Genomic DNA, 16,106 nt, shown 5'->3' on the forward strand with positions numbered 1-16,106 from the left:
AATTTAAATTAGTTTTCCGAAAAATTGATTTTTCGAAATTGCGCAAAAAGGAGTATATTTCTATAAAAGGTTATTATTTAATTTATTAAATAAAATATGTATTTTTTGTTTTATCAACCATTATTATCGAAAAAACAAATGTCTAGGGTTGGGAATAGATCATTGTTTTGGTATTTCCTGAGAAACAGTAGGAGGATAAATTTAATGAAAAAAATTATTTTGCTAATAGCAATTGTTCTTATAACAACATCTTGTAGCAACAAGGAAAGAACAGAAAATAAAACGATTAAAATTATGTATAGTTCTTATGTTGATTTTAAACGAGACTATGGGAGTGTAATTGATGAGCAATTTAGCAATACCAACATCGAAGTAATAGAATACAAGAGTACCATGGGAGAAGGAATTTGGGATGCTATGAAATATGTTCCCGCTGGAGACCGTGATTGGGATATCAAAAAATACATAGACATTATTAAAACGGAGAATCCAGATATTTTGTTTTTTCCGTCCGAGGCTTTTCCAGAGTTACAAAATGAGAATTTGTTGAAGGAACTCAACGTCTTTCTTACAGAGGAAGAATTCACTGCAGGAATAGATGACAATTTACTCGCACTACTTAACGAAATCGGAGGCGGGAAAATATATGCTTTTCCTCAATCCATGACGGCACAGGCTTTATTTTATAACAAGGATTTATTTGAAAAAAATGGGATAGCTGAACCGTCAGACAGAATGACCTGGCGTGAGTTGTTGTTATTGGCCCAGCGTTTCTCTGGTAACTCTGACCTCAAAGGTCTTTATACTCCCTATTATGATTATGCTGATCTTTTAATCGAAATGGGCAAGGCAGATAAACGTAGGTGGTATGATGCTTCACGGCAAGAAGTCCATTTTGGAACGGATTCTTGGAAAGGCTTGATTGCTGATGTAGTCGCTGCATATTCAAGCGGGGGAATGGATGACAACGGAGGTATCCCAATTGACTTATTCAGTCAAGGAAAAGTCGCGATGATTTTAGAAACGCCTTATTTTATGAAGCAAATCCAGAGTATGAATCCGGAGTTGAATTGGGGTGTTGTAACCGAACCCGTGGGTACGGAGAATTCAGATGTCAGTACCACCATAACATATCCAATCATGAGCGGAATAAGCACCAACTCTCAAGACTATGCTACATCTTCTGAAGTTTGGAAGCAACTGAACAATAAAAGAACTGCAGAAATGCGCTTTAATTCAAGCATTGATAAATTCACCACTCCTATAAGAAAACTGAAGCCAGAAACAGATCAAGATGTCTTTTATGTGTTGAATCCAGCAGTCAATATACTTATGGAAAGAGTATCTTTAAATAGGGAATTAAAGCAAAAGACAGATCAGGTTGTGAACGATGGCATACAAAGTGCAATTGTAAACCCAGATTCTCTGAATTCGATTATTGATAAAATGCAGGAGGAATTAAGACATGTACTATATACAACAGAACAAAAGTAATATATTTGCTGTGTTATGGATGGGACTAATGCTCAGCATACTGACGGGTTGTGATTTACTTGGTGAGTCTGTCGATAAAAAAAGCGAACCCGTAATGAATAAGGAACTCACTGTCCTTACTCCTCAGAGCGAGGAGACATTTTATCAATACTACGGAAATCATATCATGAGTAAGTTTCCGGGTTTAACCTTTAACGTTGTTTCATCTAACAATGATAACTTATATGAAGACGAAAGCTTTTTTGAAAATAATCATCCCGACCTTATTATTTCTTATCTGCCAACGTTCCGAGATTTACGTGATTCGGATCGTATAGAGAGCATGAGTCCTTATGTGCAAGATTCCAAAAATATAAAAATTGATGATTATTACGATCAAATGAAGGAGGTATTCTCTAACGAATCAGGAGATCTTATGGGTCTTTCTCCTCAAGTTGTCGTTTCAGGTATTTTTTACAACAAGGATTTATTTGATTCTGTACAAATAGACTATCCAACAGACCAAATGAGTTGGGAAGAGCTTTTGTCCCTTTCCAACCGATTTGCAGATGATGACAGATTCGGATTTGAAGGCGGAGAGGCCGCTCCTCAACATATGATTATGACAATTATTGGAACGAATAAAATTCGGTTACTGGACGATCAAAAAAAAGAACTTATCTTTACTAAGAAAGATTGGCTACCGATGATTGAGCTAGTGATTAATTTGATGAAGCAAGGGAGTTTAATTGAGAGTACTGGAGAAAAATTTTTAGAAGGTGAATCAGCTATGTTATCTTCCAATATCAGTACTATTTCAAAACTACAACAAAAAGGTGATTTTTCATGGGGGCTTATAAGTTATCCGAGTGATCCGCTGAATGCTGATATGAGCTCAGGTTTGCAATTTAATCAGGTGCTTTCCATAAACAAAGAATCAGCAAACAAAGAAGATGTATGGAAAATTATCAGTTACTTAATGAGTGAGGATTCTGTGGAGCATCTTCAATCGCAAGATTTCATAGGGAACACATCAACCCTGAAATCTAGGATAGGAAGTTATGGCGGGATTGATATCAGCAATTTAATCAATAAAAGAGTTGATACAAGAAGAGGCTATTACGATGACCTCTCCCAGGAATTCCAAGGGAAATTTAGCGAAATGCTGAAATCAGTTTTAGAATCCGGTGTGGCTGATGCAAAAAGTGCAGATCAGGTTTATGAAGAAATCGTTACTCAGGGGAGTAATATTTATCGTGAGGAGAGGTTAAAGAATGAGTGATCACAGAAGGTTCCTGAAAAGTTCAACTACCTCTTATGAAGTTGGAGATTACGTCCCTAAGCAAATTCAGCTTTTTCAGAATGAAGTTCCAGTGGACTTGTCTTGGATTTATAAATCCCGTCAGGGTAGTGCTCTCTTTTTTTTAAGTGGTGGTTGCGAAGCTTGTGATATTAACCCTATAAAAAAAACGATAGAGAATTATCCTGATTTTGACTATGCAATTTTTTATGAGGGTCCAACACGGGAAGACGAAGAATATTTTAATGAAAAAAAGGTTCGATATTACTACTGTGATTTAGCCAAAATAGAAAAAGAACTCTTTGTGAAAGTTGCTCCCTTTCAACTCGTAGTAAACAAGATTGGACAGGTTGTCACTGCCGGTGTCTGCAATCACGAAGAGCATATTGGAAATCTCTTGTCACCGCTCATGCGGGTATCAACCAACAATAAATTATGAAATCATTTTGGGAAATTACAATTGTAACACTTAAGGCCTTCATGAAGCTGATTCGTTTTGATCCCGTTTCCTCCATAATAATTATAGCCATTATTTTATATGGAGCTTTCGAATCATATTTAAGCATATTGATTTCAAAACAAGTAGTGGATCAAATATTTGAAAAAAATAACTCTTATTTCGTTGTTAACATTCTCATTCTGTTGGGGATACAGTTATTAAATCTATATTTACAAGCAATATCCTCTTCTAGAAATAGTAAGCTACAGATAGAATACAGTAATCATACTGATGAGACGTTAATTCATAAAATATCTAAGATGGACTTAACCAGCAAGGAAAACCCAGCATTTAATGCAAATTTTTCTTTTCTAAGATTTGCATCAGGCAGAACATATGAAATGTTCCTTCTTTGCAACCAACTCTTGCTAAGAATTATTACCTTAGTGCTAGGCTTGCACTTTCTTGGATCTACGTTAACTATATTTGCTCTAATTGCGGTAAGTGTTGGTGTAATTAAAGGGTTGCTTTACTACAAAAGTGTGAATAAAAGAACTACATTAAACGAAAAAATAGAGTCTGGTTCAGTAAAGTATCAATATTATTTTAATTTGATTACGGGTGCAGAAGCCCAGAAAGAAATCTCTGCATATAATAGTTACTCCTTTTTGAAAACGAAGTGGAAAGAAGAAAAGGAGTATATAGATAAACAAAAGGTATCGCTAGAAAAGTTAAATGTTACTACAAATCTACGCAGCGAGATGGTTACTGTGGTTAGCACAGCATTGATTATGTTTATGGTCGCCTCACAAATTAGAAACAGTACAATGACTATTGGTGACTACGTAGCCGTAACGATGGCAGTGTCTGTTACGATCATGAATATCTCCCTGTTAATGCAAGATGCTTCTCGTTTGATAGAGAATTATCGTTATATGAATCGTGCAGAAGAGGTGGGTAAGGAACAAGCCAAAGCAGAACTAATTTCTGATGAGAATAATGAAGGTAAGCCCTTTGTTTTTCAGGACAGCATATCTGTAAGGAATATCTCATTTTGTTATCCAAATAGCACCATGAATGCAGTAGATAATCTTAGTATTGAGATAAAAAGAGGAGAAACAATAGCCATTCTTGGAGAGAACGGTTCTGGTAAGTCAACATTTATTAAACTGCTGTTGGGATTATATGAAGCTAATCGGCAACAAGTTTTCTACGATGGTATTCCAATTAGTGAATTGGATATGGATGATTACAGGCAACGCACGGTTGTTGTATTTCAGGATTTTATGAAGTATCACATGACATTAAGAGAAAACGCTGGAATGGGTGATATTCAAAATATGAATAATAACGACCAAAAGATGATAGCAATTTTTAAGAGATTAGGTATTTACGACAAATTCACAAACGGGCTGGATACTAAACTAGGTTACATGGATTCAGATGCAATTAATCTATCAGGTGGTCAGTGGCAACGAGTAGCCCTATCTAGGTTTTATGCAAAAGAAAATGCCGATCTCATTATTTTTGATGAACCAACAGCATCATTGGACCCAATGACAGAATATTTAATATTCAAAGATATTCTAGAACTTTGTAAATCAACTACCTCCATTATTATATCTCACAGAGTGGGGATAGCCAAACACGCCGACAAAATTGTGCTTATGGAGAAGGGAAAAGTCACGGAGTTCGGAACTCATGAGGAGTTAATGCTGCTGAAGAAATCATATTACATGATGTGGAAAACACAAAAAGAATGGTATGAAGATGAGGTGCAACCAAATTATGCGGTCTGATACTCATAAAAAACTTAGGGATCATTTGCAGGATGAAATTTTTTTTAATTGGGATGGATCAGAGTTTAAAATTGCTCCACAAAAGTTAACTGCATATTTTTTTATAACCCTTCATTGTGTTTACTGTATAGATCTGATTCCTTGCCTCAACGAAATTAAAGAAAAATATCCTGCTATCGATATCGTTTTAATCTCTTCGGGTTCACAAGAAGATCACAAGGAAATGGTTGATTATTTTCAGTGGACCTTCCCAGTAGTAGAGATGGAGAAGTTGGAAATGCATAAACACTTTGATGTTACAATGCAGCCTTACATGATGATCGCCGATGCTTACAGAACGATTCACTCTTCTACTGTAGTCTACAACACTGAAGATGTTCTTCGGATTTATAGATCCATAACCTAGAAGTAATATATGTGTCTCATGAAAGGAGGTGAAAAACAATGGCATGTGGATGTTCTAGCGGAACGGCTGCGGGTCTGGTTGATCTGCAAACCTATTGTACTACAGGAAGTTGTCAATCTGGTTCTACCATTTATACCAAAACATTGTATGCAGACAAGAAACAATTCTGCAAACAAAGCAATGGTACAACTACAGAATCAATTTGCACTATTAAAGCGGGCTGCTGCAATTAATCTGAGATTTTTAAAAGAGGGGGATATACATTCACCCTCTTTTTTGCTAGGAGGAATTAATTTGTGGGTTAATATGCTTATTTGTGACAAGATACATATAAATAATAATAAATTTGTTCTGGGGGGGATTATAAACAGGATTGAGGTTCCTACTTATCCATTTATCATCAAATTCTCATGCCTCATAAAGATCGCAGGTCTCCCTGAGTTTAATACTGTGCAGACCGAGCTAAGAATTATCAATTCCGCTCACGAGATTTTAGGAACCACTATGCATATACACAGGAATTATAGGGAACGAAACATGGTTCCTGGTGTAGACCAATATTTTGATTTTAAAATTTTAATGGAGAAAGATGATAATATTTTTATTGAATGTATTGTGGATGGTGAACTGAAATCAAGTTACCCCATTAATATCGATCTCGTTGATATTTCTTGTTAAGAAGGGGGAATCTTACAATGTTTAGATTTATCCTAGATGTCATACTTTCTTTTATTTTCTTTTCCTCTTTTGTAGCCAAGGTCATATCTTTCGGGAATTTTAAATATGAAGTACGCGGATACAAGATATTGAAATTAAGCAATTTTCGACTATTACCCATTCTGATTTTGAGTGCGGAGTTCGCACTCTCTATTCTCTTTTTATTACCAATTAATATAGAAGTTTTTAAAGAGTGCCTTGGGATTTCTTTTTTAATTGTTCTTACCATATTGACTATCAGAAAAGATGGCTTTTCAAAGGAATGTTCCTGTTATGGAAAGAATCATCTACTCAGTAGTTTTCCAATACAGAGGAATATAATTTTTATCTTGATTGTTACTTTAAGTTCTTTTATTCACAAAGTTTATGTGGTTGATTGGTTCCGTTCTTTTCTAGTTTTTTCCATTGTTCTGTTGGTAACATTAGTGTTAGAAAACATACGTCAATTTCAAGAAGTTAGAAAGGAGGGGTAGTACAGTGTTGATTTTTCTTATAGTGATTTTATTGTGCGCGATCAATTATTATATGATTTTGATCAGTAGACACAAAAAGTATTCTTTTTTTAAAAAGAGTTTTGAGCAAGTAGGGAACAGCGTGTTTGATCAAAAATTAAATGGTTTACTATTCCTAAATACAGCGGACCTTATTAAGATTGAAGACCACATTGCTTCGTTGCCTTCGGACTGGGTGATTATATTTAATGGCCCAGAATGGTTGTATAAGGTTAAGTTTAAGAAATGGAGTGTAAGAGTTTTGCATGCTCCAGTAATCGATATTCCGTCCTTAAGACTCATGAAGGATTCTTTTATTGTGATTCGCGAACCTTCAATGAAGAAAGACAGATATACAATCATATACGAGTTGAGAGAATATATTGATTTTCAATTATTAGGTGAACAGTCAAGTATAATTTCTGTTGCACGATAATGATTATTTCTACAGAAAATATGTAATAAACTGATCGTTAAGCAACTGATCCCCCATAAACTCGATATGTAGGCGAATGAAGCAGTACATATCTACATATTGTAGTTATAGCTATTTTTAAAGGGTTAATGTAACAAGCTTGTTTTATGAAAACTACCTTTGTAAACAATCATTTTATTCTGCAAAGGAATATAATATAAATTTTTTGGCAATGTATCCTAAAATGTTATACAAAGAGGGGGTGCATGCTGTGAGTGAACCGGTACAGATCACAGATAAAATCGAACGGAACAGGCAAGAGTTGAGTCGTTTGGCGGAGAATCATGGCATGCAGGACAACAAAGTCCTCCGACAGTCCATGGTACTGGACGAGCTTATTAATGAATATAATCGATTCAAATATAAAAGCCATCTCAGGAACAGACAACCGATTGCATAATGCAGTCGGTTTTTTGGTCTAATTAGTGTTCTAAAGAAATAGCGTAGTCGACTGTAGCGATACAGTCGGCTTTTTGGCGTTCACCCTGAAACCTATGCGGATAACTTGAAATTCCGTACCAATTCCAGGATTGGCAGGATAGCGGATGATCATTAAAACTGGATATGATGACACCAGTTATATCCAGATTGATCTGCGAAGGGGGCTCATACAATGATCGGGAGAGGGAGGGTTGAACGGAAATGATGGACAAGGTACGCATTTTTTTCGGAAAAAACGTAAACCTGCGCACCAAGTTGCTCCTGTTGTTCCTGGCGCTGACGTTGCTGCCGCTAAGTTTACAGGGAGTGATGAACTACAAGCATTTCTCGCAGACGATGGATCGCAAGACCGAGCAGTTCACCATTGAACTGGTTCGCCAGATTAACGCCAATCTGAATCGGTTGCTGAAGGACTTTGAGCGGTTGTCGCTCTTGCCGCTTTACGATCAGATGGTGCTTGGCATTCTAGGGAAATACAACGCTTCAATGGGGTCGGGAACATGGGCGAGGTCGGAGGATTATCTGAAAATGAAGCTTTACACATCGGGTCAAGCTTATGACCGGCCCGAGATTCGGGGAATTCACCTGATCAGCAACAGCGGCATTTTGTTCTCCAATCTCGATTCACTGGCGGTCAAGCCGGTATGGGACAGCAGGCAGGATGACTGGTTTACAGAACTTAACGACTCCGAAGGGACATGGCGCCTGCTTCCTCCGCATGAACCCGGCTATTACACGGGCGGTCAGCAAGAATCGTATATATCGGTGGGCAGAGTGCTTCGAGATCCGGGAACGCTCCAGCGATTGGGTTACATTTTGATTGACATCCGTCTGGAGGCCTTCGGTCAACTGTTATCCAATCTGAATTATGAGCAAGATGCAAGCCTGATGATTGTAGACAGCAAGCAGCGTCTGCTGTTCGAACGGACCTCAATCGGAGGAATGTCTGCGTACGACCAGTTGCTAATGCAGGGACAGCTTCAAAGCTATGCAGGAAACCAAAAAGTTGTTCTGGATGGGCAGCCCTATCTCTATGTACAACACCATTCCAGCTATTCTGGGCTTTCGGTGATCAGTCTTACACCTATTGCTGTGATTCAAAAGGAGTCGGGTGAGATGCTCACCTTCACAATATGGTTCGCAGTGTTGTGTATGGCGGGTATAGCGATTCTGGCGGTTCTTTTATCCTATCGCATCACCCGGCCACTGATTCGACTGAAGCACCACATGATTCGGGTGGAGCAGGGAGATTTTAGCCAGCGTGTAGCATACTTCAGCAGTGATGAATTCGGGCAGATAAGCCGGGGCTTTAACCGAATGATGGAAGAGATTCATCGACTGTTCAATGAGGTGTTTCTGCTGGGCATTCAAGAGCGGGAGGCAGAGTTGTCAGCGTTACAAAGCCAGATGAATCCCCATTTTATATACAACACGCTGGAGTCCATTAACATGATGGCCATTCGCCAGAAGCATGCTGAGGTGTCGGACATGGTGACGGCGCTTGGCAAGCTGCTGCGCTATACGATTGATAAGGTGGACCGGATGGTTCCATTTGGGGAAGAACTTGCTTTTGTACAATCCTATGTACGCATTCAGCAGGTACGTTACGACGGCAAGTTAGAGATTATCTATGACATCGAAGAAGGGATAACGGAGTATTTGATTCCCAAGCTGGTACTGCAACCGCTGGTGGAGAATGCAGTCTACCATGGCATTGAAGGGCAGGAAAATGGAGGAGTAATCTGGGTATCTGCCTTGAAATTTGATCATGAGCTGCTGATTAGCGTGCGAGACAACGGTAAGGGTATGACTCAGGCAAAGATTGACGAGTTAAATGAGTCCATATCAAAACAGCCTTCCAATGAGGCATTACGTTGCCATGCCGGGGACAGTTTGGGGCTTAACAATATCGCTCAGAGGCTTCGCCTCATGTATGGAGAAGGCGGCAGCCTAAGCATTGATGGAAGTCCCGGGCAGGGACTGGTGGTCACGATATCCATTCAACTTCTACCGAAAGGGGATTGAAGCGCATGTATAAAGTATTGCTTGTAGAGGATGAGACAGTCATCCGTCAGGGACTGAGGGAACTGATCGTACAAGTGTCTTCTCAGTTTCAGGTAACGGGCGAAGCATCGAGCGGTACCGAGGCGCTAGATTTTCTGAGATGTGAGGTGCCGGACGTGTTAATCACGGATATCCGCATGCGTGAAATGGACGGACTAACTTTGGTAAGCAAAGCCAGAGACATGTACCCTGAATTGTTAATGCTCATCATTAGCGGCTACGGCGAGTTTGAATATGCACGCAGAGCGATGGGGTTTGGAGTGTTGAACTACCTGTTGAAACCAATCGATCGTTATGAACTGGCATTATGCATACAAAAGATTCAATTGCTACTGGATCGCAGATACGGTATTTCAACCCTTTCTATCCCTGAGCCATCTGGGAAAACAGAACACGCTGCTGGAGATACACGGAAGATTATCCGAGATGTGAAGGAGCACATCAAGCAACATCCCGATGGAGATCTGCGACTTCAGACGATAGCAGATCTTGTTAACTTGAACCCTACTTATTTAAGCCAGTTGTTCAAGAATGAAATAGGCATCAATTATTCCGAATACATCACGGAGGCACGTATGGAGCGGGCCAAGTGGTTGCTGATCAACACGGGTCTCAAAATCTATGATGTGGCACGGTTATCCGGGCATCAGAGCCCCAAACACTTCATGTTGGTGTTCAAGCAGCAGGTGGGATGGACCGCGGGAGAATATCGAGACCGATTCAGTATCTCTTGAAAAACCATACCATTTCTGTAGTTGACGTGATTTTAGGGGGAACGACGCTTTCGTTATACTTTGGTTGCACATGTATACCACGACGTCCATAAGGGGGATTTCCATGAAAAAAGCAGGACTGATACTGGTGTTTATACTCATGATGATGGCTTCAATCGCGTGCACAAGCTCCAATTCCGGCAGTGAATCTGGCAGTTCAAGCGGAGAGAATGGAGAGGTCGAGCTGAAGTTCATGATGTGGGGCAATCAGGCGCATATGGATGTATACAACAAGTTGATTGATGACTTCACAAAGGAAAATCCAGGTATCAAAGTAACGATGGAATCCGTACCTTTCGCAGAATACCAGCAAAAAATCTCGGTGCTTGCTGCCGGAGGCTCTCTTCCCGATCTCGCATGGGTATCGGAGCGAATGGTGCCGCAATTCAAGTCCAATCACATTCTGGCTGATGTATCCGAGTTCAAGGATGATGCACAGTTTAAGCTGGATGATTATATTCCAAGTACATTGGATTTGTTCCGTGATGGCGATGAACTGCTGGGACTACCTTTTTCTACACCTCCGGTGGTCATGTTTTACAATAAAACGCTGTTCGACAAGGCCGGCCTGACTGATCCAAACACACTTGCCACCCAAGGACAATGGACATGGGAACAGTTCGAAGAGTCCGCCAAAGCCATTACCAGCAAGGATGCGACCAACCGAGTCTATGGTGCCAACTTTTTTCGCGACTGGAAGACCTGGGCGGTGCTTTCCTCCTATTCCTGGTCCAATGGAAGCGGTCCATTCGACGAAGGCATGACAACGTTCACCTGGAACGATGCCTATGGCGTACAGACCCTTGAATTGCTGGAACGCATGATGTTCACTGATGAATCACACCCGAAGGCGGGTGAGCAAGTCAGCTTCGATGCGGGTAATGTGGGCATGTTCTTTGATAATTACAGCTATGTTTCCAAAGCAAGAGAAATTACGGATTTTGAATGGAGCATCGCTCCTATGCCTTCCGGTTCTCAAGGCAGTGTGCCGATGCTGGGGCAGGCCGGATATGCCATGTTCAACGACAGCAAACATCCAGAGGAAACGAAGAAACTGTTGAAGTATTTTGCCAGTGAGCAGGGGATTCAGGCGACAGCCACCTACTTTGTACCTCCGCGTACCTCTGTTCTGAACTCAGATGCATTCATTCTCCAGCCAAATAATCCGAGCAAAGAGCATATCGTGCAGGCCGCCATTGATGAAATGCCAAAAGCGCGCTTAATTCCCGGTCATATCCGTTGGCAGGATATCGACAATGCGGTATTGCAGGGATTTGACCGACTGTTTGCCAAGACAGCGACAGCTGAGGATAACCTGAAACAAATGCAGGAAGAGATCCAAAGCGTGTTGCAACCCTAAATCATTCGATCGAAACCGGAGGTGAGAACGATGGGCAAATTCAAAGAATTACTTGAACGGAAACCGCTGTCGCTGGTGGTCAGCCTGCCTGAGAATGATATTGCTTTGGCTCGGGCAGCTATGGAAGAGGGCGCTGATGCACTGAAGGTACATTATAATGTCGGTCATCGCGCCAGCGGGAATCATTTTGGTCCATTGGACATGTACGCCGAGGTGTTTCGGGCGATCCGCAGTGAGTTTGGTGGTCCGGTAGGGGTCGTACCTTCTGGCAGTATAGATGGAGCACAAAGGGAGGATGTGGAGGGGCTTTCCGGGCTGGGTTTTGACTTCTATTCCATCTATGCACATCACTTGCCATCCTTCATGTTGAATGACTTGGGGCTGGACCCAACGTTTGCGATCAATGAAGAATATGATGCTTCCCTCGTAACATCGGCAGCGCACTTCGGCTTCACCGCTCTGGAGGCATCCATTGTGCCTGGAAAAGAATATGGTACACCGCTCAGCTTCGCGGATGTGCTTAAGTATCGCCGTCTGGTCTTGCAAGCCCAGGTACCGGTATTGGTTCCTTCCCAGCGAAAGCTGGTGCCGGAGGATGTTCGAGTGCTGCGCAATACCGGGGTCAAAGCGATTATGCTTGGGGCGGTCGTGACAGGCAACACGGAGGAGCAGTTGCGAAGGGCTGTGAACGGGTTCCGCAATGCGGTGGACAGTCTGAACCGTTCGGACTATATAAGTTGAACTAAAGAATATTTACACTTGCCACTCCGATGCCAGAACAACCTTCCGATCGCTGTTATCCCCAGATTTTTTTGAATCCCATATATAAAGGGGAAATCCGGGGATAAGCATATGCTTCCGATGCAGCTTTCTTCCAGAAAGCTTTTAGGCGACCACTTCGCTTCTTCAGGTTTTTTCTGTCCTCTACGTTCTTGTGTAAATGTATAGTTCACCTTATATAGAATCGTCGCAGAGTTCAGCTTCGGAGGAAATTGGATTAAAAGGGGGAGGCCTGATTGACCCATTCACGCAAGCGCAAAAGAGGGGGGCCGCTCGCCAGAGAGGCCCAGATCGCGGGGTGGCTGTTTGTATCGCCGATGGTGCTTGGGTTTACCCTGCTGCTGTTATTTCCCATGGGTCTCGCGTTATACATGAGCCTGACCGATTGGCCACTGCTGGGGGATCATCATTTTATTGGATTGGATAATTACCAGAATATTATGACAGACGCGATGTTCTGGAAAGTGCTTGCCAATACGGTTTATTTCACAGCGGGGCTAGTGCCGCTTAATATTGTGCTCGCCCTACTGCTCGCGTTGCTGCTATCCAGAAATCTGCGGGGTATCGGAATTTTCCGAACAGCGATCTTTGTTCCGGTCATGACCTCGTTGATCGTATGGGCCATCGTGTGGAAGCTGATGTATGCGACAGAGTCTGGATTGATTAATCAGCTTCTGTTGATGCTGGGCATCAAAGGTCCGGCCTGGCTTTACAATCCGGATTTGGCAATGCCAGCGATTATCGTGACAAGTGTGCTGAAAAATGTCGGTCTGAATATGGTGCTGTTCATTGCAGCGATTCAGCAGGTACCGCGTTCACTATACGAAGCAGCAACATTAGACGGGGCGGGCAAAAGGGGAACCTTCTTTCACGTCACGCTGCCCATGATCACGCCAACCGTGTTTTTGACCGTAGTCATGACCGTGATTGGTTCACTCAAAGTATTCGGGCAGATCTATGTGATGACACAGGGCGGGCCGAGCAACAGCACCAAGGTATTGGTTTATTATATCTGGGAAAAAGCATTCAAATTATTTCAGTTTGGTTATGCTTCTGCTCTCGCATATGTACTGTTCTTTATCGTGCTAATTCTGACGCTGCTGCAATGGCAGCTCCGAAAGAGGTGGGTATTCAATGAAGGCGATGCCTAGTCCTTCGGGGCGGAAGATAGGAAGTACTCTGGGGACGTACTTGTTGCTGACTCTGATTTCCCTCATTATGATTGTGCCATTTATTTGGATGATATCGACATCATTCAAGGAACCCCAGAGCATATTCACCTATCCACCGCAGTGGATACCGGAACCATTCCGATTTCAGAACTACATCGATGTCTTTCGATTGATTCCGTTTCACCGTTTTTATTGGAACAGTATCTACATTTCTGCGTTGGTTGTGCTAGGAACAGTATTTTTTGCTTCCCTCGCCGGTTACGCATTCGCCAAAATTCCGTTTAAAGGACGTAATGTGGTATTTCTCATCCTGCTGAGTGCGATGATGATTCCCCATGAGGTGACGGCGATACCGATGTTTCTGTTCATGCGGCAACTGGGGTGGATTGATACCCATCTTCCGCTAATATTATTGCCGATCTTTGGCGCGGGTGGTGTGTTTGGCATCTTTGTGATGCGGCAGTTCTTCATTACGGTGCCAACGGAACTGGAAGAAGCGGCGATGATTGATGGTTGCAACCGATTCCGGATATATGCGCGAATTATGCTGCCCATTGCCAAGCCGGGTATGGCTACGCTGACGATCTTCACGTTTGTGACGATCTGGAATGAGTTTTTTGATCCGTTGATCTTCATTAACTCGCGTGATCTAATGACGCTGCCGCTTGGATTATCCCTGTTTACAGATGAAGTGGGTACAGCCTGGCAATATCTGATGAGCGCCACCGTCATGGCAACCTTGCCACTATTAGTTGTTTTTTTCCTGGCACAGCGGCGCTTCATTGAAGGGGTTGCCATGACGGGACTGAAAGAGTAAGCCGTGTAATACGTGCAATAGAACGAAGGAGGGACAACATTTGCGTGAACGGATAAGCATGAAAAAGGAAGAAGCAGATGTCGTTATTGTGGGAGGGGGCCCTGCGGGTATAGCGGCAGCCATTGCGGCTGGACGACTGGGTATACGAACAGTGTTGGTGGAGCGATATGGATTCGTGGGCGGGATGTCAACCGCCGCTATGGTCTATCCCTGGATGACTTTCCATACGGAGCGCGGTGAGCAGGTTATTAAAGGTATTGCGCAGGAGATTGTAGATCGTTTGCAGGCACGTGGCGGCTCCCCGGGGCATCTGCGCGATACGGTTGGATTTGTGCATACTGTCACGCCGTACCATCCAGCCATCTTTCAGGTGGTTGCAGCAGAGATGTTGCAGGAGGCTGGTGTCCGGCTGTTATTGCACAGCTTTGTGGACGAGGTGGTCGTTGTAGAGGATCGGGTGGAAGCGGTGCGAGTGACCAACAAATCTGGAAGAAAGGAGTTCCAGGCGAATGTATTTGTGGATGCAAGCGGTGATGCGGATCTGGCTTATCTTGCGGGTGCTTCTGTGGCAAAAGGACGAGACGGCGACCATCAGTCACAGCCGATGACCATGAAATTCCGCATGCGTGGTGTCGATCTTGGACGAGTGAAACAATACATGCTGGAGCACCCGGAGGACTTCTATGTGAAAACTCCTTTTGCTGAACTGGACAGCATTCCGTTAACCGGGGTGAGTGGTTTCTATTCCCAGTGGAAAAAAGCAGGTGTGCCGATTAATCGCGACCAGGTGTTGTTTTTTACCGGACCGGCAGAGGATGAAGTGCTGATTAATTGTACCCGGGTGCAGGGGCTCGATGCGACGGATGCCGAGGATCTGACCTCTGCGGAGCAGGAAGGCCGGAAACAGGTGCTGATGATCGCTGAGTTTTTGCAGCGTGATGTGCCTGGATTCGAACGGGCTTCGATCTCGGCAGTAGCGCCGCAGATTGGTATTCGTGAATCGAGACGGATCATTGGGCAGTATGCATTGACACAAGCGGATGTAGTTGCAGGACGGAAATTTGACGATGTGATTGCCAGAAGTGGTTATCCGATTGATATTCATGACCCTTCGGGTCAAGGTGTTGTGGCTGCCTTTATAGAGGGGGATGGGGCGTACGATATTCCGTATCGCTGTCTGATCTCTCGCAATATCCGCAATCTGCTGGCGGCAGGACGCTGCATCTCCACCACACATGAGGCGCATGCAACGACAAGGTTGACTCCAAGCTGTATGGCTACCGGGGAGGCGGCAGGGACAGCGGCTGCACTAACAGTGAAGATGATGCTGGACCCGGTGGAACTTCCGATCGAGCTTTTACAGGCGGAATTACGTCACAACGGAGCAGCGATCTAGCGGATGAGCTGATTGTGGACGAATTGGGCGAATCGGGCGAATCATTAATAGTGGGAGTGGGTGTTAATTTAATTCGCGGTGGCGTAAGTTTTAACGAACCTGAGACGACTAATATGGGGCTATAAGCTGAAATGAAAAATGTAGCGAATCTCAGTGAAGTTATTTTACTCAAAATCTTGTAATAGGGGGTAAAAGCGGGGTGA

Annotated in this window: 16 protein-coding genes; all 16 read left to right on the forward strand. The window is 42.8% G+C overall.

Annotated features, from left to right (window positions below):
- The first annotated feature begins 204 nt into the window (after nucleotides 1–204).
- Entirely contained in the window at nucleotides 205–1,494 is a 1,290-nt protein-coding gene (locus tag NST38_RS02060; protein ID WP_076253912.1) for an extracellular solute-binding protein, read from the forward strand.
- A complete protein-coding gene (locus NST38_RS02065; protein ID WP_076253911.1) occupies nucleotides 1,466–2,755 on the forward strand; it encodes an ABC transporter substrate-binding protein in 1,290 nt (429 codons plus the stop codon). The genes NST38_RS02060 and NST38_RS02065 overlap by 29 nt, the downstream gene beginning before the upstream one ends.
- The gene (locus NST38_RS02070) at nucleotides 2,748–3,212 is read left to right on the forward strand and encodes a hypothetical protein (protein WP_076253910.1); all 465 of its coding nucleotides are present in this window, start codon (nucleotides 2,748–2,750) and stop codon (nucleotides 3,210–3,212) included. Before NST38_RS02065 ends, NST38_RS02070 begins: the two co-directional genes overlap by 8 nt.
- A 41-nt stretch (nucleotides 3,213–3,253) precedes the next feature.
- Nucleotides 3,254–5,011, forward strand: a complete 1,758-nt coding sequence (locus tag NST38_RS02075; protein ID WP_341343768.1) for an ABC transporter ATP-binding protein — start codon at nucleotides 3,254–3,256, stop codon at nucleotides 5,009–5,011.
- A complete protein-coding gene (locus tag NST38_RS02080; protein WP_076253908.1) occupies nucleotides 5,001–5,417 on the forward strand; it encodes a peroxiredoxin family protein in 417 nt (138 codons plus the stop codon). The genes NST38_RS02075 and NST38_RS02080 overlap by 11 nt, the downstream gene beginning before the upstream one ends.
- 18 nt (nucleotides 5,418–5,435) lie before the next feature.
- A complete protein-coding gene (locus NST38_RS02085) occupies nucleotides 5,436–6,095 on the forward strand; it encodes a DUF6941 family protein (RefSeq protein WP_143781312.1) in 660 nt (219 codons plus the stop codon).
- A gap of 17 nt (nucleotides 6,096–6,112) precedes the next feature.
- On the forward strand, nucleotides 6,113–6,607 hold the full coding sequence (locus tag NST38_RS31600) for a MauE/DoxX family redox-associated membrane protein (protein WP_076253906.1): 495 nt from the start codon (nucleotides 6,113–6,115) through the stop codon (nucleotides 6,605–6,607).
- Between the two features lie 4 nt (nucleotides 6,608–6,611).
- A complete protein-coding gene (locus tag NST38_RS02090) occupies nucleotides 6,612–7,061 on the forward strand; it encodes a hypothetical protein (protein ID WP_076253905.1) in 450 nt (149 codons plus the stop codon).
- Nucleotides 7,062–7,311: 250 nt separating this feature from the next.
- The gene (locus tag NST38_RS02095; RefSeq protein ID WP_036616818.1) at nucleotides 7,312–7,500 is read left to right on the forward strand and encodes an aspartyl-phosphate phosphatase Spo0E family protein; all 189 of its coding nucleotides are present in this window, start codon (nucleotides 7,312–7,314) and stop codon (nucleotides 7,498–7,500) included.
- 242 nt (nucleotides 7,501–7,742) lie between these two features.
- Nucleotides 7,743–9,566 (forward strand): sensor histidine kinase, encoded by a 1,824-nt coding sequence (locus NST38_RS02100; RefSeq protein ID WP_076253904.1) that lies wholly within the window; start codon nucleotides 7,743–7,745, stop codon nucleotides 9,564–9,566.
- 5 nt (nucleotides 9,567–9,571) lie between these two features.
- Nucleotides 9,572–10,339, forward strand: a complete 768-nt coding sequence (locus NST38_RS02105) for a response regulator transcription factor (protein ID WP_076253903.1) — start codon at nucleotides 9,572–9,574, stop codon at nucleotides 10,337–10,339.
- Between the two features lie 103 nt (nucleotides 10,340–10,442).
- Entirely contained in the window at nucleotides 10,443–11,738 is a 1,296-nt protein-coding gene (locus NST38_RS02110; RefSeq protein WP_076253902.1) for an ABC transporter substrate-binding protein, read from the forward strand.
- 30 nt (nucleotides 11,739–11,768) lie between these two features.
- Nucleotides 11,769–12,479, forward strand: a complete 711-nt coding sequence (locus tag NST38_RS02115; RefSeq protein ID WP_076253901.1) for a hypothetical protein — start codon at nucleotides 11,769–11,771, stop codon at nucleotides 12,477–12,479.
- A gap of 275 nt (nucleotides 12,480–12,754) precedes the next feature.
- Nucleotides 12,755–13,669, forward strand: coding sequence for a carbohydrate ABC transporter permease (locus tag NST38_RS02120; RefSeq protein WP_076253900.1), 915 nt, complete (start codon nucleotides 12,755–12,757; stop codon nucleotides 13,667–13,669).
- Nucleotides 13,653–14,507: a carbohydrate ABC transporter permease gene (locus NST38_RS02125; RefSeq protein ID WP_076253899.1), complete on the forward strand. Its 855-nt coding sequence runs from the start codon at nucleotides 13,653–13,655 to the stop codon at nucleotides 14,505–14,507. Before NST38_RS02120 ends, NST38_RS02125 begins: the two co-directional genes overlap by 17 nt.
- Before the next feature lie 58 nt (nucleotides 14,508–14,565).
- Entirely contained in the window at nucleotides 14,566–15,903 is a 1,338-nt protein-coding gene (locus NST38_RS02130; protein ID WP_076253983.1) for an FAD-dependent oxidoreductase, read from the forward strand.
- Nucleotides 15,904–16,106: the final 203 nt, after the last annotated feature.

Source organism: Paenibacillus sp. FSL H8-0104 (assembly GCF_038050215.1).
GTDB lineage: Bacteria > Bacillota > Bacilli > Paenibacillales > Paenibacillaceae > Paenibacillus > Paenibacillus amylolyticus.

Excerpts from the sequence above, each read along its gene's own strand:
- NST38_RS02060 (WP_076253912.1), top strand. The coding sequence starts at position 205 with ATGAAAAAAATTATTTTGCTAATAGCAATTGTTCTTATAACAACATCT.
- NST38_RS02125 (WP_076253899.1), top strand. The coding sequence starts at position 13,653 with ATGAAGGCGATGCCTAGTCCTTCGGGGCGGAAGATAGGAAGTACTCTG.
- NST38_RS31600 (WP_076253906.1), top strand. The coding sequence starts at position 6,113 with ATGTTTAGATTTATCCTAGATGTCATACTTTCTTTTATTTTCTTTTCC.
- NST38_RS02085 (WP_143781312.1), top strand. The coding sequence starts at position 5,436 with ATGAAAGGAGGTGAAAAACAATGGCATGTGGATGTTCTAGCGGAACGG.
- NST38_RS02080 (WP_076253908.1), top strand. The coding sequence starts at position 5,001 with ATGCGGTCTGATACTCATAAAAAACTTAGGGATCATTTGCAGGATGAA.
- NST38_RS02105 (WP_076253903.1), top strand. The coding sequence starts at position 9,572 with ATGTATAAAGTATTGCTTGTAGAGGATGAGACAGTCATCCGTCAGGGA.
- NST38_RS02115 (WP_076253901.1), top strand. The coding sequence starts at position 11,769 with ATGGGCAAATTCAAAGAATTACTTGAACGGAAACCGCTGTCGCTGGTG.
- NST38_RS02070 (WP_076253910.1), top strand. The coding sequence starts at position 2,748 with ATGAGTGATCACAGAAGGTTCCTGAAAAGTTCAACTACCTCTTATGAA.
- NST38_RS02065 (WP_076253911.1), top strand. The coding sequence starts at position 1,466 with ATGTACTATATACAACAGAACAAAAGTAATATATTTGCTGTGTTATGG.
- NST38_RS02100 (WP_076253904.1), top strand. The coding sequence starts at position 7,743 with ATGATGGACAAGGTACGCATTTTTTTCGGAAAAAACGTAAACCTGCGC.
- NST38_RS02130 (WP_076253983.1), top strand. The coding sequence starts at position 14,566 with ATGAAAAAGGAAGAAGCAGATGTCGTTATTGTGGGAGGGGGCCCTGCG.
- NST38_RS02075 (WP_341343768.1), top strand. The coding sequence starts at position 3,254 with ATGAAGCTGATTCGTTTTGATCCCGTTTCCTCCATAATAATTATAGCC.
- NST38_RS02110 (WP_076253902.1), top strand. The coding sequence starts at position 10,443 with ATGAAAAAAGCAGGACTGATACTGGTGTTTATACTCATGATGATGGCT.